Below are 20,044 nucleotides of genomic sequence, written 5' to 3' on the forward strand. Positions count from 1 at the left end.
GTGTCTCTGATTAACGCCCACCCCGCGCCCGGCGCAGCACGATGTACAGCGCCCCCGCGCCGCCATGGCGCGGATGCGCGCCGCGCACCGCTGCGATCGCGGCGGCGTGGCGCGATCCGGCCAGCCAGTCGCCCACCGCCGCGCGGATCGCCCCGCGCGCGTGCGGCCGCTCGCTCTCGGCGCGCGGCGGCTTGCCGGTGACGAGCAGGATCAGCCGGTCGCCCGCGCGGATCGACCGGTCGAGCGCTGAATCGAGCAGCGCGTACGCAGAGGCGAGATTATGGCCGTGGAGATCGATCGTGTCGTCAGGCGACACCAGGCCGCGCGACAATTGCCGGTCCCAGCTGCCGTCGAGCGTTCCCCCTTTCTTAAGCCCTTCCCCTTCGGGGGAAGGGGCAGGGATGGGCACGCGCGTCTGCGCGCTCGAAAGACTCTTGCTCTTGGAACCCACCGCCCCGGTAATCAGCAAACCGGGTGTTTCGCTCGCCCCACGCCGAACCGCTTTCTTGACGGGGAGGGGTTTGGAAGGCTGTGCCTGCACGGCAGCCTTGGGCGCGGCCTTCGGCGCGGGCCGGATCGGCCGCACCGTCGCCATCACCTTCGCCCAGAGCGCGGCTTCGTCAGGGGTTAACGGGCGCTCCGCCACTGGCCCTCTCCGTTGCGAGCCGCGCCAGGGTGCCGGTCGGCAGTAGCAGAAAGGCCGTGCCCCGCGCCGACATGCCCCCCGCGATCGCGCGCGCGTCGTCGCCGGCGCCCCAGAAAGTATCGAAGCGATTGCTGCCGCGGATCGCGCCGCCGGTATCCTGCGCCACCCACAGCCCGGTCGCGTCGGTGCGGTCCATCGACAGGAAGACGGGCGCGCCGAGCGGCACGAACCGGGGGTCGGCGGCAGCGCTCACCCCGCCGGTCACCGGCAGGCCCAGCGCGCCGAGCGGCGGCGTCTGCTGCTCGCGGAAGAACACATAACTCTTGTTCTCGCGCATGATCGCGGCGCCCTCCACGGGGTGGCTGCGCAGCCAGGCGACGATGCCCTGCATCGATGTCTGGCCGGGTCCGAGCAGCCCGCGCTGCTTCATCAGCGCGCCGATGCCGGTATAGTCGCGGCCATTCTGGCTCTCATAGCCGATCCGCATCACCGATCCGTCGGGCAGCCTCAGCCGCCCCGACCCCTGGACCTGCAGGAAGAACAGCTCGACCGGATCAGCCGCCCAGGCGATGATCGGCGCGCGCTGCGCCAGCGCGCCCTGCTCGATCGCGGTGCGGTCGAAATAGGGCACGAAATTACTGCCTTCGACCCTGCCGCGGATCTTCTTGCCCTTCAGGTCGGCGCTGAACTGGCCAAGATCGACATCGACCAGATCGGCTGGCCGGCCATAGATCGGCACGTCGTAACCGGTCCGGCGCTCGCGCGACCCGGCGATCTCGGGCTCGTAATAGCCCGTGGCGAAGGCCTTGCCGTCGCCGACCTGCACCGTCTCGAACCAGTCAGCGAAAAAGCCTCGCGCGCCGGCCGCGCCTAGGGTCGCCGCGGCGGAACAGGCAGGCTGCCAGTCGGCGCCCCGGGTCAGCCCCGAGGCATCGGTGCGGCGTTGCAGGGTGGCACAGCTGGTGCGGAACGCGGTCAGTGCCCGCACGGCCTGGGCTTCGGTAAGGGGCAGCGAGGTAAGCGGCGGACCGGCCAGCACACCCGCCCCGGCGGCGGTGGCGGTGCCCGGCGCGACCACCGCCGGCGCCGGCGCGATCGGGATTGCCGCGACGGGCTTGCGCGCAGGCGGCTCGGCGATGGTCGATGGTCCGGCGGGGCGCGGCACGACCCCGCTGCTACAGGCGCTCAGCATCAGCGCCAGCGCGACCGTCCCCCCGCGCCGCATGACGATCACGCTTCGTCGGTGTCGGCGAGCTTCCAGTTCGGATCGCTGCTCTTCAGCGTGCGGGCGAAGGTCCAGATGTCGTGAGTCTCGACGGCGTCGCTCATCGAGCCGGAGACCAGGTTGCCGTCGGCATCGCGCGTCACCGCGGCGATATCGGCGTCGAAGCGCACCGTGATGCGCGCCTGGCGATTCTCGACCGAGGCGTCGGAGATCAGCGCGCGCTCGATCGACACGAGCCGGTTGTCGAGCACATGGCCGGCGGCTGCGCGCTCGGCGATCGCTTCGGCAAAGGCACCGCGGACCTCGTCGTCGACCAGCCAGCCGAGCGTATCCTCTTCGCCCTTCCAATAGGCTTCGAGGATCATGCGATAGGCCGACTGGGCGCCTTCGAGGAACTGGGCGACGTCGAAACCGGGCTCGGCCGCGACGATGGCGCGAAGGCCGGCCTCGGCACGCGGGTCGATATTGCGAGTCGAAACCTCGCGCGGCTCCTGCGCGATCTCGATCGGGCGCGGCAGCGGCGTTACCGGCGCGCGCTCCTCGGCGGGCTTGGGAAGGACCTGTTCATGCCCCGTCCGCTTGCCAAGCACCATATAGAGACGCAACGCCAGAAAGGCGGCGACCATCGCGAGAAGAACTACAAAGAGCACCTTGCCTCCATTTTCGGCTAATGGCCTACATAGGCGTAACGCGCCAACGTTTCAAATGGCCCAACGCAAGATAGGGGCAGCAGCCGTTGAACTGCCCGCCGCCCCCTGCTAGGCGCGCGGTCGCCGGCACGCCACAGGGGGCGGCCGATATTTCGATCTTCAAGGAATGGACTTTCGATGAGCGAGCAGGACGACGGTATCATCACGGGCACCGAGCCCCTCCCCAACGGTGCCGACACGACGCCGGCGGCCGGGTTGATCTCGCAATATGTGAAGGACCTGTCGTTCGAGAATCCCAACGCGCCGGCGATCTTCCAGATCACGACCCCGCCGCAGATCGACGTGCAGTTCAACATCGGCACTGCCCAGGTCGGCGAGGAGGTCCATGAAGTGGTGCTCCGCGTCGAGGTCCGCGCCGAGACCGAGGGCCAGGTCGCGTTCATCGTCGAGCTGACCTATGCCGGCATCTTCGGCCTGCGCAACATCCCCGAGGAGCATGTCCAGCCCTTCCTGCTGGCCGAGGCACCGCGCCTGCTCTTCCCGTTCGCGCGCCGTGTGCTCGCCGATGCGGTCCGCGACGGCGGCTTCCAGCCGCTGCTGCTCGAGCCGATCGACTTCGCCGCGATCTACATGCAGCAGGCAGAAGCACGCGATCAGGCCGCCGCCGGGGAAATCGGCACCGCCTGATTCCGAATTCTATCTCTTCCGTTCGTCCTGAGTAGGGACTGAGCTTGTCGAAGGCCCGTATCGAAGGAGATGGGCCGGGCATATCCTTCGATACGCCGCTTCGACAAGCTCAGCGGCTACTCAGGACGAACGGTGACAGGACAGGCTATTCCATGAACCTCACGCGCGCGCTGGGATCGATCGGGGGTCTCACCCTCGCCAGCCGCGTGCTGGGGCTCGTGCGCGATTCGCTGTTCGTCCGCTTCGTCGGCGCGAGCTTCGCATCGGACGCCTTCCTGGTCGCCTTCCGCCTGCCCAATCTGTTCCGCGCGCTGTTCGCGGAAGGCGCCTTCTCGGCCGCGTTCATCCCGATGTTCAACCGCAAGGTGGCGGACAAGGACGGCCCCGGCCTTCCTGCCGGCGTCGCCTTTGCCGAGGACGCGCTGTCGGTGCTGCTGCCGGTGCTGATCGTGATGACGATCATCGTCGAGATTTTCGCCTGGCCGGTCACGCTGGCGCTGTCCGGCAAGTTCAACGGGATCAGCAACGATCAGTTCGCCTTCGCGGTCGAGCTGTCGCGCTTCACCTTTCCCTATCTGCTGTTCATCAGCCTGGTGTCGCTGCTCGGCGGCATCCTCAATTCGCTGCACAAATTCTGGGTCAATGCCGCGGCGCCGATCCTGCTCAACCTCACGCTGATCGCCGCGCTGCTGTTCTTCCACAACCATGATCCGTATCTGACCGCGCGCAACCAGGCGATCGCGGTCAGCGTGGCCGGCGTGCTGCAATTCCTCTGGCTGGCCCATGCCTGCTGGTCGAACGGGGTCAGGCTCCGCCTCAAGCTTCCCCGGTTCAGCCCCGACGTGAAGAAGCTGATGGCGCTGATCTGGCCCGCCGCCGCCGGCGCCGGCGCGGTGCAGATCAACCTGGTCGTCTCGACCGCGCTCGCCGCCTCGCTGCTGCCGCACGGCTCGGTGACCTATATCTATACCGCCGACCGGGTGAACCAGTTGCCGCTCGGCCTGATCGGCATCGGGCTCGGCACCGTCCTGCTGCCGCTCATCTCCCGCCAGCTCGGCGCGGGCGAGGAGAAAGCCGCGATGGAATCGCAGAATCGCGGCATGGAGCTCGCCCTGCTGCTCACTTTGCCCGCCACCGTGGCGCTGGTGTTGTGCGGCGCGCCGATCGTCGCGGCGCTGTTCGAACATGGCAAGTTCACGGCGCAGGACACCTATTTCACGGCCCAGGCGCTGTCCGCCTTCTCGATCGGCCTGCCCAGCTATATTCTCGTGAAAGTGCTGACGCCGGGCTATTATGCCCGGTCGGATACGAAGACACCGGTGCGCTACGCAACGATCAGCATGGTGGTGAACCTCGTGCTCAACCTCGCCCTCATCGTGCCGCTCCAGCATATGGGCCCGCCGCTGGCGACCGCGCTTGCCTCGACCGTCAATGTGTTCCTACTCTATCGCACCTTGCGTCTGCGCGGTCATTTCGAGCCCGACCGGCGTCTGCTCCACCGCGCCTGGCGGCTCGGTGCTGCGGCCCTGGTGATGGGCGGCATCCTCTGGCTGCTCGAAGGGCTGCTGACCCCCTATCTCCATGGCAGCTGGGTGATCCGCACCGGCGCCATGCTTGCGCTGGTCGCCACGGGCGGCTTCGTCTATGCGGTCGCCACCTTCGTCCTGGGTGCCTTCACTCGTGACGATCTTGCTTTCCTGCGGCGCAAACGCGCCCCCTGACACGAGAACATCATGCGCGTCGTCTCCGGCATCCAGCCCACCGGCAATCTCCACCTCGGCAATTATCTGGGCGCGATCAAGCAATGGGTCGCGATGCAGGACTCGATGAAGCCGGGCGAGGATTGCCTGTTCTTCCTGGCCGATCTCCACGCCCTGTCGCAGCCGGTCGTGCCCGCCGAGCTGACCTCGAACTCGATCGAGATGGCGGCGACCCTGCTCGCGTGCGGCATCGACCCCGACCGCGCGATCCTGTTCAACCAGGCGCGCGTGCCAGCGCATAGCGAGCTTGCCTGGATCCTGGGCGGCACCGCGCGCATGGGCTGGCTCAACCGCATGACTCAGTGGAAGGACAAGGCGGGCAAGAGCGGCGAGAGCCAGAGCGTCGCCTTGTTCACCTATCCGGTGCTGCAGGCCGCCGACGTGCTGCTCTACCAGGCGACTCACGTGCCGGTCGGCGAGGACCAGAAACAGCATCTCGAGCTGGCGCGCGACATCGCGACCAAGTTCAACAATGATTACGGGGTCGAGCTGTTCACCCTGCCCGAGCCATTCGTCTCCAAGGCGGCGCCGCGCATCATGTCCTTGCGCGACGGCAGCACGAAGATGTCCAAGTCCGATCCGTCGGACGCGTCGCGCATCAACCTGATCGATAGCGACGACACGATCGTGCAGAAGCTCAAGAAAGCGAAGACCGACCCCGAGCCCCTGCCCGCGACCTTCGCCGAACTGGCCGAACGCCCCGAGGCGAAGAACCTCGTCACGATCTATTCGGCGCTGGCCGACACCACCACCGATGCGGTGATGGCGGAGTATGGCGGCAAGGGCTTCGGCGCGTTCAAGCCGGCGCTGGCCGATCTGGCGGTGGCCAAGCTCGGGCCGATCCGCGACCGGCTGACGGCCTTGCTGGGTGACCGTGCGGCGGTCAGCGCGGCGCTGGCCAAGGGCGGTGCGCGGGCAAATGCCATCGCCGCGCCGACGCTTCTGGCGGCGCAACGGGCTGTGGGCTTGCACGTCTGATCGGCTTCCCCATCTTGGGTTGGACCGGTGTTTTCCGGGGGATTTGCATCGCGCCATTCAAGCGCTATTCATAACGGCAGCAGCACAATTGCAACCGACTGACTTTCCGACGCTTTCTCCCGATCTCTCGCCTTCTCCTGCTCAAGGTCGCAAGCCCATGAAGATGTTCTCGATCGCCGCTATCGCCCTGCTCGCGCTGGGCGGCTGCGCCACGCCGTTCAACGCCCGGGTCTCCCGCTTCCAGCAGCTGCCCCAGGCGCAGGGCCAGAGCTTCGTGGTCAAGGCCATCGACCCGCGCAACGACGGCGGCATCGAGTTCGGCCAATATGCCCAGCTCGTGTCGGCCAAGCTGGCGGCGCAGGGCTATCAGGCGGCGGCCGACCCGACGCGCGCCGATCTGGTGGTGAAGATCGGCTATGGCGTCGACAAGGGCCGCGAGAAGGTCGTGACGACGCCGGGCTTTGGCGGCGGCTTCGGCTATGGCGGTTATGGTCCGGGCTTTGGCCGCTATGGCGGTTATGGCGGTCGCTTCGGCTATTATGGCCGCAGCCGCTTCGCCTTCGGTTTCTACGACCCGTTCCTGTTCGACAATGATGTAAGCAGCTTCACCATCTATACCAGCGAGCTGGACCTGCGCATCGACCGCGCCGACAATGGCAAGAGCGTGTTCGAAGGCACCGCCAAGGCCCAGTCGCGCAGTGACGACCTGCCCTATCTCGTCCCGCGGCTGGTCGAGGCGATGTTCACGGGCTTCCCGGGCAATTCGGGCGAGACGGTGAAGATCACGATCGCGCCCGAGAAGAAATAGGCCTCTTCGCCCCTCCCTTTCAGGGAGGGGCGCGCAAGATCACCCCTCAAGCTCGCGCAGCAGGGTTCGCACCGCACCGTCTATCTCGCGATCCTTGTCGCGTAGTTCCTCGATGCGGCGCACCGCATGGATCACGGTCGAATGGTCGCGGCCACCGAACTTGCGGCCGATCTCGGGCAGCGACCGGGTCGTCAGGCGCTTGGCCAGATACATGGCGATCTGGCGCGGACGCGCCACCACCACCGCGCGCCGCGCAGACACCAGATCGATCGGCTTGAGGTCGAAATGCGTTGAAACCGCGCGCTGAATCTCGTCGATCGTCACGCGCCGTTCGGCCCCGCGCAACACCTCGCCAAGCGTGGCCACCGCGAAATCCATGTCGATGGTTTCGCCGGTCAGCTGGGCATAGGCGACCAGCCGGTTGAGCGAGCCTTCCAGGTCGCGGATATTGGCGGTGATACGCGACGCCAGCAGATCCAGCACTTCGACCGGGACCCTGGCGTCGGGCACGTCCGACAGCTTGCGGTCGAGCACCGCGCGCCGCAGCGCCAGGTCGGGCGCCTTGATGTCCGCCACCAGACCGACCGACAGGCGCGAGGTGATCCGCGCCTCGACCCCGTCGAGTCCCTGGGGGCAACGATCGGCGCTGATCACCAGCCTCTTGCCGGCCGCCATCACTTCGCTGACGGTGTGGAAGAATTCCTCCTGGGTCCCGTCCTTGCCGGCAATGAACTGCAGATCGTCGATCATCAGCAGGTCGGCGGCGCGCAGCCGCACCTTGAAGCTGTGGGTGTCGCGCGCGCGCAGCGACTGGACGAACTCGAACATGAATCGTTCGGCCGACATCAGCACCACGTTGGCGCTCGGGCATGCCTCGAGATAGGCGGCGCCGATCGCGTGCATCAGATGAGTCTTGCCCTGCCCGGTGCCGCTGTGAAGGAACAAGGGGCTGAAGCGAGGCTTGCCGGCCTCGGCCAGCGCCTGGGCCGCATTGAACGCTACTCGATTGGACTGATCCACCACGAACCGGTCGAAGGTGAAACGCGGGTCAAGCGAAGGGCGCGCCGCGGCAACAGGAGCCGCTGAGGCCGGAACCGGATCAACGGGCGCGACGATGGTCAGTACCGCAGGTGTAGCCTTGGCCGAGCGAGTCTCGATCGAGACGCTGCGCACATCCGGCAGGATCGCGTGGAATTCCTGGAACAGCCGGTCGGCATAATGATTGCGGACCCAGTTCGTCATGAAGGCGGACGGCAGCGCGAGGCGAATCGTGTCCGACTCGGCGTCGTCGATCAGCTCGATCGGCTTGAGCCACTGATCAAACAGGCGCACCCCGGCAGATTCACGCAGATGGCCTCGTACCGTGTTCCACGCCCTTGCTGCATCGCTCAATCGAGCCGCCTCTCCGGTAACAGTCCCCGCCAACACTCAATCCTTCTCCCGGTACCAGGGCACGTCGCCCCGGGCCGCCTGACTTCAACCAGACAAGCCTCCCCCCAGCCGGAATCACGGTCCGTCTGACTTCGAAGGTCTCAATAAGGCTGCGGGACTGAACGTCCGCGCTGCAAACCTCGATTATGAAGATCGAAGCGAGTCGGGCAAGAGCCGCGCGCGTAACAAAACCGAAATAAACGGGATTGACTCGGGATACGCCAAGGATTCCCGTCAAAAATCTTACAAGATACTGTGAATCATCGATAATTCCCTATCGCAACAAGCGCGACTATTGCGAATCGTGGGGAATCCTGACTTTTCATGATTCGGGTACGGAGCGGACCCAAAATGGTACCAAATCTTGCATGGCACCATAAACGTGTTGCGTGCTCATGACAAAAGACCCGCCGGAAATGTCCCGGCGGGTCTTTGTTCCGACCGATCGGTAGAGATCAGGCGAGCGCGGTGAGTCGCTTGGTCAGGCGCGAGAACTTGCGCGAAGCGGTGTTCTTGTGAAGCACACCCTTCGCGACGCCCTTGGCCAGCTCGGGCTGCATCGCTGCAACCGCGGCGCTCGCGGCATCCTTGTCGCCCGACGCCAGCGCGGCCTCGGCCTTCTTCACGAAGGTCCGGATACGGCCAACCCGGTTGCCGTTAACTTCAGCGCGACGTGCGTTGCGCCGAATTCGCTTTTTCGCCTGTGGCGTGTTCGCCATGAAGCCCTCTGATCTGAAATAAAGAAAGGGCGCGGACGGCAAAGCCCGCAGCCCCGGAAAGCGGGCCTCTTACCCACGAAGACTGAGTCGGTCAACCGGCCGAATGACGGTCGTGTGACGATTCCCCCCGTTCCTCAGGAACAGGACCGGCCCCGATCATGCTCCGCCCTGATCAGCGCGGCGATATCGTGGCCCATGATCGTCAGCCCGTCGACATTGGCGGCATCGATCGTCACGCCCGACAGGTTCACGTCAGTGATGGTCGTGCCGGAAAGGTTGATGTTGTTGAATGTCGAGCCCGACAGGTTGCAATCGTCGAAGCTCGCCCCGGCGAGATTGCAGTTGCCGAACAGGATGCCGCCGAGATTCCGATTCTCGAATCGTGGTCCACTCATCATCCGATCCTCTCGTTCAACGCTGGCATTTCGGGCACCAGAAGGTGGACCGTCCACCCTCGCTGTAACGGGCGACCTTCCCCCCGCAGTCGCAGGGTTCGCCCTCGCGGCCATAGACCCGCCATTGCTTGGAGAAATAGCCGAGCTCGCCGTCGGGTCGGGCATAGTCGCGCAAGGATGATCCGCCCGCCTCGATGGCTGCCTCGAGCACGGTGCGCACCGCTGCGACGAGCCGTTCGAGCCGCGCCAGCGAGATTTGCCCGGCCGGCCGCATCGGCGCGATGCGCGCGAGATGCAGCGCCTCGCACACATAGATATTGCCCAGCCCCGCGACGATTCGCTGGTCGAGCAGCATCAGCTTGATCGATGCGATCCGCCCGTCGAGCGCCTTGAGCAGGTAGCGCGCGGTGAAATCCGGCCCGAGCGGCTCCGGCCCCATCGCCAGGAACGGCGGATAGCGGGTGAGCGACGCGGTCGGCACCAGGTCGAGCGAGCCGAATCGCCGCGGATCGTTGAGCGCCAGCCGATGCGTCGCCGTCTCCAGGATCAGGTGATCGTGCGGGAGGACCTCGCTCGGATCGACTCGCCATCGGCCCGACATGCCGAGATGGAAGATCATCGTGTCACCGCGATCGGTATCGATCAGCCCATATTTGGCCCGGCGCCCCAGTCCGGTCACCATAGCGCCGGTGAGCCGCTGCCCCAGATCGGCGGGGAACGGCCGGCGAAGATCGGGCCGCCGCATCTGGACCAAAGTGATCCGCTGATCCTGCAGCACCGGGCGCAGTCCGTTGACGGTGGTTTCGACTTCAGGAAGCTCAGGCATCCGGCTTCTTCACGGAAACAGCACAGACAAGTCAAACGTGACGGTTTGCGCTGGCCGCGCCCTCCGCTAGAGCGACGCGAATGAGCGACACTGTTTCCTTCGGCTATGAAGACGTGGCCCCCGAGGAGAAGACGCGCCGGGTCGGCGGAGTCTTCTCCAGCGTGGCCTCGCGCTACGACATCATGAACGATGCGATGTCGGGCGGCATGCATCGGGTCTGGAAGGACCGTTTCGTCCGCCGAGTGAAGCCGCGCGAGGGCGAGCAGATCCTCGACATGGCGGGCGGCACCGGCGACATCGCCTTCCGGCTGGCCAAGTCCGGCGCCTCGGTGACGGTCGCCGACATCAACCCGCAGATGCTCGAAGTGGGCATGGAGCGGGCGCAGAAGCGCGGCGTGGATGGCCTGGTCTGGACCGAGGCCAATGCCGAGACGCTGGCTTTCCCGGATCGCTTCTTCGACGCCTATACGATCGCGTTCGGCATCCGGAACGTGACCGACATCCCCAGGGCGCTCCGCGAAGCACACCGGGTGCTGCGGCGTGGCGGGCGCTTCTTCTGCCTCGAATTCTCGACGACGCTGTGGCCGGGCTTCGCCGACATCTACGACGCCTATTCGCACAAGGTGGTGCCCAAGGTCGGCCAGTTGCTCGCGCACGACGCCGAAAGCTATCGCTACCTGATCGAATCGATCCGCCGCTTCCCCGACATGCCAACCTTCGAGCGGATGATCGGCGAGGCCGGCTTCGTGCAGACCAGTGTCGAGCCCATGCTGGGCGGGCTGGTCGCGATCCATAGCGGCTGGAAGATTTGAGTCAGTCCTCATGACCGCACCCGCCGTGCATCTCTGGCGGCTCCTGAAATGGGGTCGAATCCTCGCGCGTCACGGCGCGCTCCGCGGGATCGAGCGCGATCCGAACACGCCGACGCGAATCCGCCGCCTCGTCCGCGTCGCCCGGCTGGGCGCACGCGTTCCCGAGACGCCGGCCTATGCCGATGCGCTCCAGGCGATCGGCCCGGCCGCGATCAAGCTCGGCCAGACGCTCGCGACCCGCCCCGACATCGTCGGCGAGGCCGCGGCGAAGGATCTGATGCGGCTGCAGGATTCGCTGCCGCCTTTGCCCTATGACACGATCTACGCGGCGATGACGCGGGCCTTCGGGCGTTCGCCGGAGGATCTGTTCGCCACGATCGATCCGGTGCCGGTCGGTGCCGCCTCGATCGCCCAGGTGCACAGTGCGATCACCACCGACGGCCGGCATGTCGCGGTCAAGGTGTTGCGCCCCGGCGTCGAGGAAGAGTTCGCCAAGGCGATCGACACCTATCAATGGGCGGCGGCGCAGATCGAGGGACTGGGCGGCGAGCTGTCGCGCCTGCGCCCGCGCCTGGTGATCGAGACGTTCAAGCGCTGGACCGCGCGCGAGCTCGACCTGCGGCGCGAGGCAGCCTCGGCCTCGGAACTGGCCGAAGCGATGGAGGCCCAGCCCGACTTCATCGTGCCCGCGATCGACTGGCAGCGTACGACCAGCAAGGTCCTGACCATCGCCTGGGTCGACGGCATCAAGATCGCCAATCGCGCGGCGCTGGTCGAGGCGGGGTATGACCTGCCCAAGCTCGCCAATACCCTCGTCCATGCCTTTCTGCGCCAGGCGATCGCCGAGGGCTTCTTTCATGCCGACATGCATCAGGGCAATCTGTTCGCGCTGCCCGACGGGCGGATCGCCGCGATCGATTTCGGCATCATGGGGCGGATCGACCGGCGCGCCCGGGTGTGGCTGGCGGAGATCCTCTACGGGCTGATCACCGGCAACTACAAACGCGTCGCCGAGATCCATTTCGAGGCAGGCTATGTGCCGGCGCACCACAATGTCGCCGAGTTCGCGACGGCGCTCCGTGCGGTCGGCGAGCCGATGCGCGGGCTTGCGGTCAAGGACATGTCGATCGGCATGATGCTCGACGGGCTGTTCAACATCACCCGCGATTTCGACATGCAGACTCAGCCGCATCTGCTGCTGCTGCAGAAGACGATGGTGATGGTCGAAGGCGTGGCGACCAGCCTCGATCCGGATATCAATTTGTGGGATGCGGCCGCGCCGTTCGTGCGCGAATGGATCAGGACCGAGCTTGGGCCGGAAGCGGCGGTGGCCGACCGGCTCATCACTGACCTTCGCACCCTGGCGCGCCTGCCCGACCTGATCCGCAATATCGAACTGCGCTATCCCGCCCCCGGCGGTGCACCTCCTGCCCCGCCGCTCAAGGAGATCGAGGTCGTCCGCATCGGCGGCGGCTGGCGCTATGTCGTCGTGTCGGTGGTGAGTGCCGCGATCGCGGTCGCGACGACATGGCTGGTGCTGCAGTGATCTCGCCGCTTCATCTTCCCACCCCTCCCCTTCAGGGGAGGGGCAAGGGGTGGGGCAGCGGCGAGCGGGGCTCGATGCACCGATCGGCGCTCCGGGGCTTGGTAAGACGAGTCTTTGTAGGCGCGCAGACGCGCGCACCCACCCCCAACCCCTCCCTCAAGGGGGAGGGGATTAAGTAGAATGGCGCGCCCGCAGGCTCCGCTCTGGCTCACCGGCCCCACCCGCTTCGCAGCGCTGAAGCGGCCGACCGCGCAGATCGTTCTGGCACTGCTCGCGATCCTGCTCGTTGCGAGCATGTCCGCGCTGGTCGCCCCGGGGCCACCGCCGGTCAGCCATGATCCTGCCCAGCGCGCCGACGACGAAGCCGATGTCGTGCTGTACGAGACGATCGTCGCCGGCGTGCGCGGCGGCGGCGACTATTATGCGGTGACGGCGCAGGCGCTGCGCAGCGGCAATTATCCCCTTCGCCCCTTCGTTACCTTCCGCCTGCCGACGCTCGCGACCCTGCAGGCAGCGATACCGCCGATCGGCACGGTGATCCTGCTCTATGTGCTCGCAGCGGCAGTGATGCTCGCCTGGTTCGTCCGGCTGCGCCCCGCCTTTGCCCGCGCGCCGCCGCTGGCCATCGCGCTGGTGCTGCTCGCGGGCGGCATGATGGCGTTCGTCCAGCCCGAGCTGGCGAGCTTCCACGAGATATGGGCGGGTCTGCTGATCGCGCTGTCGCTTGCGCTCCGGCGCCGCGACCGCTGGGTCGAGGCCGTGGCGTTCGGCCTGATCGCGATGCTGATCCGCGAGACCGCGGCGCTCTATGTCGGAACCATGCTGGTGCTCGCGCTCGCCGAGGGGCGTCGCCGCGAGGCGATCGGCTGGGGCGTTGCAATCCTTGCGCTGGCCGTGGTCGTCGGCTTCCACGCGCATGCCGTCAGCCTGGTCGTCCGGCCGATCGACCCCGCCTCGCCCGGTTGGTCGGGCATGCTCGGCTTCGGTTTCTTCGTGAAGACCATGTCGCTGTCGACCGCATTGAACCTCGCCCCGACCTGGCTCGCCGCTCTGCTCGTTGCCTTGACGTTGTTCGGCTGGGCCGGATGGCAGGAGGAACTCGCGCTTCGGGCGGTGGCCGTCTTTGCTGCCTATGCCGTGCTGCTGAGCCTGTTCGGGCGCACCGACACCTTCTATTGGGGATTGATGATCGCGCCCGTGATCCTGGTCGGCCTGGCCTTCGTGCCCGACGCCCTGCGCGACTTGGTCACCGCCGCATTCCACCGACGGCGGATCATCGTGACGCGAATGGTCAGATAGGATGGCGCGATGAAGATCCTGCTCATCGTCGGCGGCGGCATCGCTGCCTACAAGGCCTGCGAGTTGATCCGGCTGTGCCGCAAGGCCGGGATCGAGGTGAAATGCGTGCTCACCGCTGGCAGCCAGCATTTCATTACGCCGATGACGCTTGCCGCCCTGTCGGAGAACCAGGTCTACACCACCCTGTGGGACCTGAAGGACGAGGCCGAGATGGGCCATATCCAGCTCAGCCGCGAGGCCGACCTGGTGGTGATCGCCCCCGCCACAGCCGATCTGATGGCGAAGATGGCCGCCGGCATCGCCGACGATCTGGCCACCACCCTGCTGCTCGCGACCGACAAGCCAGTGCTCGCCGCGCCCGCAATGAACGTGCGCATGTGGGGCCATGCCGCGACCCGCCGCAACGTCGCCACCCTGCGCGGCGACGGCGTCACCGTGCTGGAGCCCGACGAAGGCCCGATGGCGTGCGGCGAATATGGCCCCGGCCGCCTGCCCGAACCCGAGGCGATCCTCGCTGCGATCCAGCAGGCGCTCGCCGCCTCGTGACTCTGGCGAGCAAGCATATCCTGGTCACCGCCGGTCCGACGCACGAGCCGATCGACCCGGTCCGCTACCTCGCCAACCGCTCCTCCGGTCGGCAGGGTTTCGCCATTGCCGGCGCGCTCGCGAAGCTCGGCGCGCGCGTGACGCTGGTCGCCGGTCCGGTGACGCTCGACACGCCGCCCGGCGTCGACCGCGTCGATGTCGAGACGGCGGTGGAGATGGCCAATGCCGTCGCCCGGGCGCTGCCGGTCGATGCCGCCGTGATGGTCGCCGCCGTCGCCGACTGGCGCGTCGACACCGCCGGCCAGAAGATCAAGAAGGGCGTAATGCCGCCTGTCCTCCATCTCGTCGAGAATCCCGACATCCTCGCCACCCTGGCAAAGAGCCCCCACCGGCCCAGCCTGCTGATCGGCTTCGCCGCCGAGACCGAGCATGTCATCGAGCACGCGACCGCCAAGCGCGAACGCAAGGGTGCCGACTGGATCGTCGCCAACGACGTGTCGGGCGATGTGATGGGCGGCACCGCCAATGCGGTGCATATCGTCACCGCCGACGGGGTCGAGAGCTGGGAACGGCTGCCCAAGGAAGACGTGGCGGCGCGGCTGGCCGACAGGATTGCGGCGGCGCTGACCCGATAGCATTTGTTCTTGATCCGTTCCGCTCGCCACGGTATTTCGCCCTGCACATAAGGGAGAAGAATCATGTCGGGTTACATGACGCTCGGCGCCCTGGATTCGGCAAAATCCAGCGCCTTTTACGATGCGACGCTGGCGATCATCGGCTGGTCCTCGCACATGTCCTTCGGGGAATGGCGCGCCTATTCCGAGCGCGGCACCGGCGAGGGATTCACGGTCTGGATCTGCAAGCCGTTCGATGGCGCGCCGGCCAGCGCGGGCAACGGCACGATGATGGCTTTCAACGCGAAGTCGCCCGCCGAGGTGGATGCGTTCCACGCAGCGGCGATGGTGCATGGCGGTAGCTGCGAGGGCCCGCCGGGACCGCGCCCGGATTACGGCCCCAAATGGTATGCCGCCTATCTGCGCGATCCGACGGGCAACAAGCTGGCGGTGGTGTGCAACCAGTGACGCGGGCACTTGACGGGGCAGCGGTTCAACCCATTCTTTGCCCCGGCGAAGCGGAACCGCCTTCAAAAAGGCGGATTGAGCGGTAGGAGGGGAGCATGACCTCTTCCCTGTCGATCCACATCAAGCGCCTGCCGCACGGCGACGGCCTTCCCCTGCCCGCTTATGCGACGGAGGGCGCCGCCGGCATGGACGTCGTCTCCGCCGAGGACCTGACTCTCGCACCGGGCGCGCGGGCCGCGGTCGCGACGGGTTTCGCGGTGGCGATCCCGCCGGGCTATGAGGTGCAGGTGCGCCCGCGCTCGGGGCTGGCGCTCAAGTTCGGCGTCACCTGCCTCAACACGCCGGGTACGATCGACAGCGACTATCGCGGCGAAGTGAAGGTGATCCTCGCGAATCTCGGCCAGGAGGATTTCGTCATCGCGCGCGGCGACCGGATCGCTCAACTCGTTCCGGCCCCGGTCCAACGCGCCGTGCTGGACGAAGTCGAGACGCTGGAGGATACCGTACGCGGAGCCGGAGGATTCGGCTCGACTGGGCGTTGATGCTGTTCTTTCTCCTTCTTCAGATCGCCTCGCCGGCCGTGCCGGCCGACTGGTCCACGCTTCCTTCGCTGCCCGCCGCGATGGCGCCACAGGTGACGCCGCCGCTCACCCGCTTCGTGGCGGACGAAGTCGCGGCTGGGCGCTGCGTCCAGCCGAAGCCGGCCGACGGCCATTATGTCCTGAAGGTCGATGTTGCCGCCCTGATCGGTACCGACGGGTCGATCCGCCGTTCGCTGCCCCGCGCGATCGATTGCCCGACGGTCGAGCAGTACAGCGCCGGCCTCGTCGTCGGCGCCGCCCGGGCCAATCCCCAGCCCCATGCCAGCGCGACCGATCTCTGGTACCGCGCGACCATCGTCTATGACTGGCGCGGATGAGCCTCACTGACGCCGAGCTGGAGCGCTATGCCCGCCACATCGTCCTGAAGGAGGTCGGCGGAGCCGGCCAGCTAAAGCTGCGCCGGGCGACGGTCGCGATCATCGGGGCCGGCGGGATCGGGTCGCCCGCGATCCAGTATCTAGCGGCCGCCGGTGTCGGCCGGCTGGTCGTGATCGACGACGACCATGTCGACCTGTCGAACCTCCAGCGCCAGACCCTGTTCGGCGCCGACGATATCGGTGCGCCCAAGGTCGAGGCCGCCACCGCCGCAGTCGCGCGGCTCAACCTCGGCGTCGCGGTCGAGACACATCGCACCAGAATCGACGCGACCAACGCCCGCGACCTCATCGCCGGCGCCAATGTCGTGCTCGACGGCACCGATTCGTTCGCCACTCGCCTCGCCGTCGCCGATGCCGCGCTCGCGCTGCACATCCCGCTGGTCTCGGCCGCCGTGGGCCAGTTCGAAGGTCAGCTCGGCCTGTTCCGCGGGTGGGAAGCCGACAAGCCCTGTTATCGTTGCTTCGTCGGCGGCGATCCCGACCGGCCCGAGACGAGTTGCGCCGAGGCAGGCGTGCTCGGCGCGATGACCGGCGTGCTGGGCAGCCTCGCCGCGCTCGAAGCGATGCGCGCCATCATTGGCTTTGGCGAGGACAGCGCGGGCAAACTGCTGTTGGTGGACGCACTGGCCTTCCGCTTCCGTACTCTCACCCTTCCCAAGGACCCCGGCTGCGCCGCTTGCGGCTAGCATGACCCTGAGCCCGTTCGCGCCAAGGGGAGTCCGTCTTCGTCGAGTCCGGAAATGAAAACCCGCCTGGCCTGATGGACGGGAGATTGATTTTCATTCACGACGTTGCAGGCTGAGACCGGTAAACGACCTCGAATCAGATCGAGAACCATAGGGAGGAAAAGGCTCGCATGCGCATATTCGGCTTATGGTGCATGGCGTTCAAACATAAGCCCGCAGCCGGGTCCAGGCGCGGTTTCGAAGGCAATGTCTTCGCCCGGTGCAAGGTCTGCTCCGGGGAGTTGTTCCGCGATCCCAAGACCGGCAAATGGCGCAAGTCCAGGCCGGAGGATCACCGGCCCCGCAAGCTCACGCTGTTCGGCGAAGAAGGCACGCCCGAGCGGCGCGTACGCGGATCGCGTCGATAAGCTGCTGCGCGCCGCGGCGTCTACCCGGTCAATCGGCAAGCCCATGCCAGCCTCGGCGGGCACCGCAAACGGCTCGGCGCCGACAGTAGAACTGGACCCCATGCACCAAATTGGTAAGGCAGGCTGAACTGGTACGATCGCGGTCGCGCCAAGCATGGAGCTGTATCGATGACCAAGACCGCCCTGATCACCGGCGTCACCGGGCAAGACGGTGCGTATCTGGCTGAATTGCTGCTGTCCAAGGGCTATGACGTGCACGGCGTGAAGCGTCGCTCGTCCTCGTTCAACACCGGACGCATCGACCATATTTATCAGGACCCGCACGAAAAGGGCGCGCGGTTGCATCTCCATTATGGCGACATGACGGATTCGACGAACCTCATCCGGATCGTCCAGGAGGTAAAGCCCGACGAGATCTATAATCTCGCCGCGCAGAGCCATGTGCAGGTCAGCTTCGATACCGCGGAATACACTGCCAATGCCGATGCGATCGGTACGCTGCGCCTGCTCGAAGCGCTCCGCCTGCTGGGGCTGCACGAGACAACCCGCTTTTACCAGGCCTCCACATCCGAGCTGTACGGACTCGCCCAGGAGGTGCCGCAGTCGGAGACGACCCCCTTCTATCCGCGCTCTCCTTATGCCGTGGCGAAGCTCTACGCCTATTGGATCACCGTCAATTACCGCGAAGCTTATGGCATGCACGCGTCGAACGGCATCCTGTTCAACCATGAAAGCCCGTTGCGCGGTGAGACCTTCGTGACGCGCAAGATCACCCGTGCCGTCGCGGCGATCCATCTCGGGCTGCAGGATATTCTCTGGCTGGGCAATCTCGATGCCAAGCGCGACTGGGGTCACGCGCGAGACTATGTCGAGGGCATGTGGCGCATCGTTCAGCAGGACAAAGGCGACGATTTCGTGCTGGCGACCGGACACACCCAGACCGTCCGGTCCTTCGTAGAACTGAGCTTCGCCGAAGTCGGCATCGAGATCGAATGGACCGGTACAGGCGTCGAAGAGGTTGGCCGATGCACCAGGACGGGCAATCCGCTGGTCAAGGTCGATTCACGCTATTTCCGCCCGACGGAAGTCGATCTGCTGATCGGCAACCCTGCCAAGGCCAAGCGGGTTCTGGGCTGGGCAGCGACCACCACTCTTGCCGAGCTCGTCTCGGAAATGGTCCGCGAGGACCTGAAGGTCATCGCGCGCGAGGCCGAGACCCGCCGGCCCGACGAGGAGCGACCGAGCTCGCTGTACGCGATCAAGGGCTGAATATCCGCTCGACCTGCTGACCAACCTGCCCGCAGTCAGCGAGATCGAACGCGCGGGCGCGAGGGTGTTCGGAATGCCGCTGCGGGCATCGTCCGCGCCTTCGCCGAATGGCGTGCAGGCGAGATTGCGGGCGCCTGTGCAAGCGCCTATCCGCGTGCGGCGATCATCGGCGAGTAGGCGAAATTGCTGTAAGGCGCACGGCGCCTTCAACCAGAACAGGGATGTGGCAAGATCAAGATGAGCGAAGTGTTTTCCCTGACCGGCAAGCGAGTCTGGGTCGCCGGCGAGCGTGGCATGGTCGGCCGGGCGATCGTCCGGCGCCTTGCGAACGAACAATGCGAGATCGTCTCTCCCACGACGCGTATCGACCTGCGCGATCAGGCGGCGACCTTTGCCTGGATGGCGGCCAGCCCGGTCGACCTGATCTTTCTCGCCGCGGCGAAGGTCGGCGGAATTGCTGCCAACGATTCCTTGCCGGCAGAATTCCTGTACGACAACATGATGATCGAGGCGAATGTGATCGAGAGCGCGCGCCGCACCGGTGCAGCAAAGCTCGTGTTCCTCGGATCGTCCTGCATCTACCCGAAACACGCCGACCAGCCGATGCGCGAAGACGCGCTGCTGACCGGCCCGCTCGAGCCGACAAATCAATGGTATGCGATTGCCAAGATCGCCGGGATCATGCTCGCTCAATCCTATCGCCGCCAATATGGGTGCGACTATATCTCGGCCCAGCCGACCAACCTGTATGGACCCTTCGACAATTTCGATCTGCGGGGAAGCCATGTCCTGCCCGCGCTGATCCGCAAGGCGCACGAAGCGCGGCTGGCTGGCGCCGCAACCCTGCCGGTCTGGGGCAGCGGTACACCGATGCGTGAGTTCCTGCATGTCGACGACCTGGCGGATGCACTGGTTTTTCTCGCCAAATCCTATTCAGGCGAGGAGATCGTCAATGTCGGATCGGGTGACGAGATCAGCATCGGCGAGCTCGCCCGAATGACCGCCGACATCGTCGGCTTTCAGGGCGACATCGTGTTCGACGCGTCCAAACCAGACGGCACGATGCGCAAGCTGGTCGACACCGGCAAGCTGAACGCGCTTGGCTGGAATGCGCACCGTTCGTTGCGTGAGGGGATCGCGGACACCTATCGCTGGTTTTTGGATACGGGTAACGTCGTGCGAATGGGCACAACAGCCGCCTGATTCCTGGCGCGAAATTGCCCCGCGACCGGCCTTTCCCGCCGTGACGCAGCGTGCGGCAGGGTTGACGGACGGAGCCGCGCGGTTAAAGGT

21 protein-coding genes and 1 pseudogene are annotated in these 20,044 nt (G+C 66.2%); 15 read left to right on the plus strand and 7 right to left on the minus strand.

The features are described from left to right. Positions 1 to 10: 10 nt before the first annotated feature. From ACZ1I5_RS13425 to ACZ1I5_RS13435, 3 genes are read right to left on the minus strand one after another with little or no spacing between them, the layout of a single operon-like run. On the minus strand, positions 11 to 595 hold the full coding sequence (locus tag ACZ1I5_RS13425) for a Smr/MutS family protein (protein ID WP_465173964.1): 585 nt from the start codon (positions 593 to 595) through the stop codon (positions 11 to 13). Positions 596 to 620: 25 nt separating this feature from the next. Further along, positions 621 to 1,871, minus strand: a complete 1,251-nt coding sequence (mltA, locus tag ACZ1I5_RS13430; protein ID WP_465173965.1) for a murein transglycosylase A — start codon at positions 1,869 to 1,871, stop codon at positions 621 to 623. 5 nt (positions 1,872 to 1,876) lie between these two features. Beyond that, positions 1,877 to 2,521 (minus strand): Tim44/TimA family putative adaptor protein, encoded by a 645-nt coding sequence (locus ACZ1I5_RS13435; RefSeq protein ID WP_465169750.1) that lies wholly within the window; start codon positions 2,519 to 2,521, stop codon positions 1,877 to 1,879. 177 nt (positions 2,522 to 2,698) lie between these two features. On the opposite strand from ACZ1I5_RS13435, the gene secB reads away from it, so the two are divergent. The 4 genes from secB (at position 2,699) to ACZ1I5_RS13455 (ending at position 6,754) form a co-directional block, all read left to right on the plus strand. Beyond that, complete coding sequence (secB, locus tag ACZ1I5_RS13440) at positions 2,699 to 3,208, plus strand: protein-export chaperone SecB (protein WP_465169751.1); 510 nt, start codon at positions 2,699 to 2,701, stop codon at positions 3,206 to 3,208. A 152-nt stretch (positions 3,209 to 3,360) separates the two neighbouring features. Next, complete coding sequence (murJ, locus tag ACZ1I5_RS13445) at positions 3,361 to 4,929, plus strand: murein biosynthesis integral membrane protein MurJ (protein ID WP_465169752.1); 1,569 nt, start codon at positions 3,361 to 3,363, stop codon at positions 4,927 to 4,929. A gap of 12 nt (positions 4,930 to 4,941) precedes the next feature. Further along, the gene (gene trpS, locus ACZ1I5_RS13450; RefSeq protein ID WP_465169753.1) at positions 4,942 to 5,946 is read left to right on the plus strand and encodes a tryptophan--tRNA ligase; all 1,005 of its coding nucleotides are present in this window, start codon (positions 4,942 to 4,944) and stop codon (positions 5,944 to 5,946) included. A 157-nt stretch (positions 5,947 to 6,103) separates the two neighbouring features. Continuing rightward, a complete protein-coding gene (locus ACZ1I5_RS13455; protein WP_465169754.1) occupies positions 6,104 to 6,754 on the plus strand; it encodes a DUF4136 domain-containing protein in 651 nt (216 codons plus the stop codon). A gap of 39 nt (positions 6,755 to 6,793) precedes the next feature. On the opposite strand, the gene dnaA is transcribed toward ACZ1I5_RS13455, so the two are convergent. The 4 genes from dnaA to mutM form a co-directional block, all read right to left on the minus strand. Continuing rightward, a complete protein-coding gene (gene dnaA, locus ACZ1I5_RS13460; protein WP_465169755.1) occupies positions 6,794 to 8,146 on the minus strand; it encodes a chromosomal replication initiator protein DnaA in 1,353 nt (450 codons plus the stop codon). Between the two features lie 494 nt (positions 8,147 to 8,640). After that, complete coding sequence (gene rpsT / locus ACZ1I5_RS13465; protein WP_272627889.1) at positions 8,641 to 8,904, minus strand: 30S ribosomal protein S20; 264 nt, start codon at positions 8,902 to 8,904, stop codon at positions 8,641 to 8,643. A gap of 134 nt (positions 8,905 to 9,038) precedes the next feature. Continuing rightward, positions 9,039 to 9,299, minus strand: a complete 261-nt coding sequence (locus tag ACZ1I5_RS13470) for a pentapeptide repeat-containing protein (protein WP_465169756.1) — start codon at positions 9,297 to 9,299, stop codon at positions 9,039 to 9,041. 16 nt (positions 9,300 to 9,315) lie between these two features. Next, positions 9,316 to 10,125, minus strand: coding sequence for a bifunctional DNA-formamidopyrimidine glycosylase/DNA-(apurinic or apyrimidinic site) lyase (mutM, locus tag ACZ1I5_RS13475; protein ID WP_465169757.1), 810 nt, complete (start codon positions 10,123 to 10,125; stop codon positions 9,316 to 9,318). 80 nt (positions 10,126 to 10,205) lie between these two features. Between mutM and ACZ1I5_RS13480 the strand changes: the two genes are divergently transcribed. The 11 genes and pseudogenes from ACZ1I5_RS13480 (at position 10,206) to ACZ1I5_RS13530 (ending at position 19,954) form a co-directional block, all read left to right on the plus strand. Next, on the plus strand, positions 10,206 to 10,937 hold the full coding sequence (locus ACZ1I5_RS13480; RefSeq protein ID WP_465169758.1) for a class I SAM-dependent methyltransferase: 732 nt from the start codon (positions 10,206 to 10,208) through the stop codon (positions 10,935 to 10,937). Between the two features lie 10 nt (positions 10,938 to 10,947). Beyond that, the gene (ubiB, locus tag ACZ1I5_RS13485) at positions 10,948 to 12,483 is read left to right on the plus strand and encodes a 2-polyprenylphenol 6-hydroxylase (protein WP_465169759.1); all 1,536 of its coding nucleotides are present in this window, start codon (positions 10,948 to 10,950) and stop codon (positions 12,481 to 12,483) included. 180 nt (positions 12,484 to 12,663) lie between these two features. Next, complete coding sequence (locus tag ACZ1I5_RS13490; RefSeq protein WP_465169760.1) at positions 12,664 to 13,782, plus strand: hypothetical protein; 1,119 nt, start codon at positions 12,664 to 12,666, stop codon at positions 13,780 to 13,782. Positions 13,783 to 13,791: 9 nt separating this feature from the next. Next, positions 13,792 to 14,963, plus strand: a pseudogene (gene coaBC, locus ACZ1I5_RS13495) (bifunctional phosphopantothenoylcysteine decarboxylase/phosphopantothenate--cysteine ligase CoaBC). Positions 14,964 to 15,026: 63 nt separating this feature from the next. Beyond that, on the plus strand, positions 15,027 to 15,410 hold the full coding sequence (locus tag ACZ1I5_RS13500) for a VOC family protein (RefSeq protein WP_465169761.1): 384 nt from the start codon (positions 15,027 to 15,029) through the stop codon (positions 15,408 to 15,410). A gap of 95 nt (positions 15,411 to 15,505) precedes the next feature. Beyond that, positions 15,506 to 15,952, plus strand: a complete 447-nt coding sequence (dut, locus tag ACZ1I5_RS13505; protein ID WP_465169762.1) for a dUTP diphosphatase — start codon at positions 15,506 to 15,508, stop codon at positions 15,950 to 15,952. Next, positions 15,952 to 16,329 (plus strand): hypothetical protein, encoded by a 378-nt coding sequence (locus tag ACZ1I5_RS13510; RefSeq protein ID WP_465169763.1) that lies wholly within the window; start codon positions 15,952 to 15,954, stop codon positions 16,327 to 16,329. The genes dut and ACZ1I5_RS13510 overlap by 1 nt, the downstream gene beginning before the upstream one ends. Continuing rightward, positions 16,326 to 17,075 carry a HesA/MoeB/ThiF family protein gene (locus ACZ1I5_RS13515; RefSeq protein WP_465169764.1) on the plus strand — a complete coding sequence of 250 codons (750 nt, stop codon included), beginning with the start codon at positions 16,326 to 16,328 and terminating at the stop codon, positions 17,073 to 17,075. Before ACZ1I5_RS13510 ends, ACZ1I5_RS13515 begins: the two co-directional genes overlap by 4 nt. A 170-nt stretch (positions 17,076 to 17,245) precedes the next feature. Next, complete coding sequence (locus tag ACZ1I5_RS13520) at positions 17,246 to 17,482, plus strand: hypothetical protein (protein ID WP_465169765.1); 237 nt, start codon at positions 17,246 to 17,248, stop codon at positions 17,480 to 17,482. 168 nt (positions 17,483 to 17,650) lie between these two features. Next, positions 17,651 to 18,751 (plus strand): GDP-mannose 4,6-dehydratase, encoded by a 1,101-nt coding sequence (gmd, locus tag ACZ1I5_RS13525; protein ID WP_465169766.1) that lies wholly within the window; start codon positions 17,651 to 17,653, stop codon positions 18,749 to 18,751. Positions 18,752 to 18,988: 237 nt separating this feature from the next. After that, positions 18,989 to 19,954 (plus strand): GDP-L-fucose synthase family protein, encoded by a 966-nt coding sequence (locus ACZ1I5_RS13530; RefSeq protein WP_465169767.1) that lies wholly within the window; start codon positions 18,989 to 18,991, stop codon positions 19,952 to 19,954. The last annotated feature ends 90 nt before the right edge of the window (positions 19,955 to 20,044 follow it).

The sequence above is a fragment of the Sphingomonas sp. BL-S-30 genome (assembly GCF_055521475.1).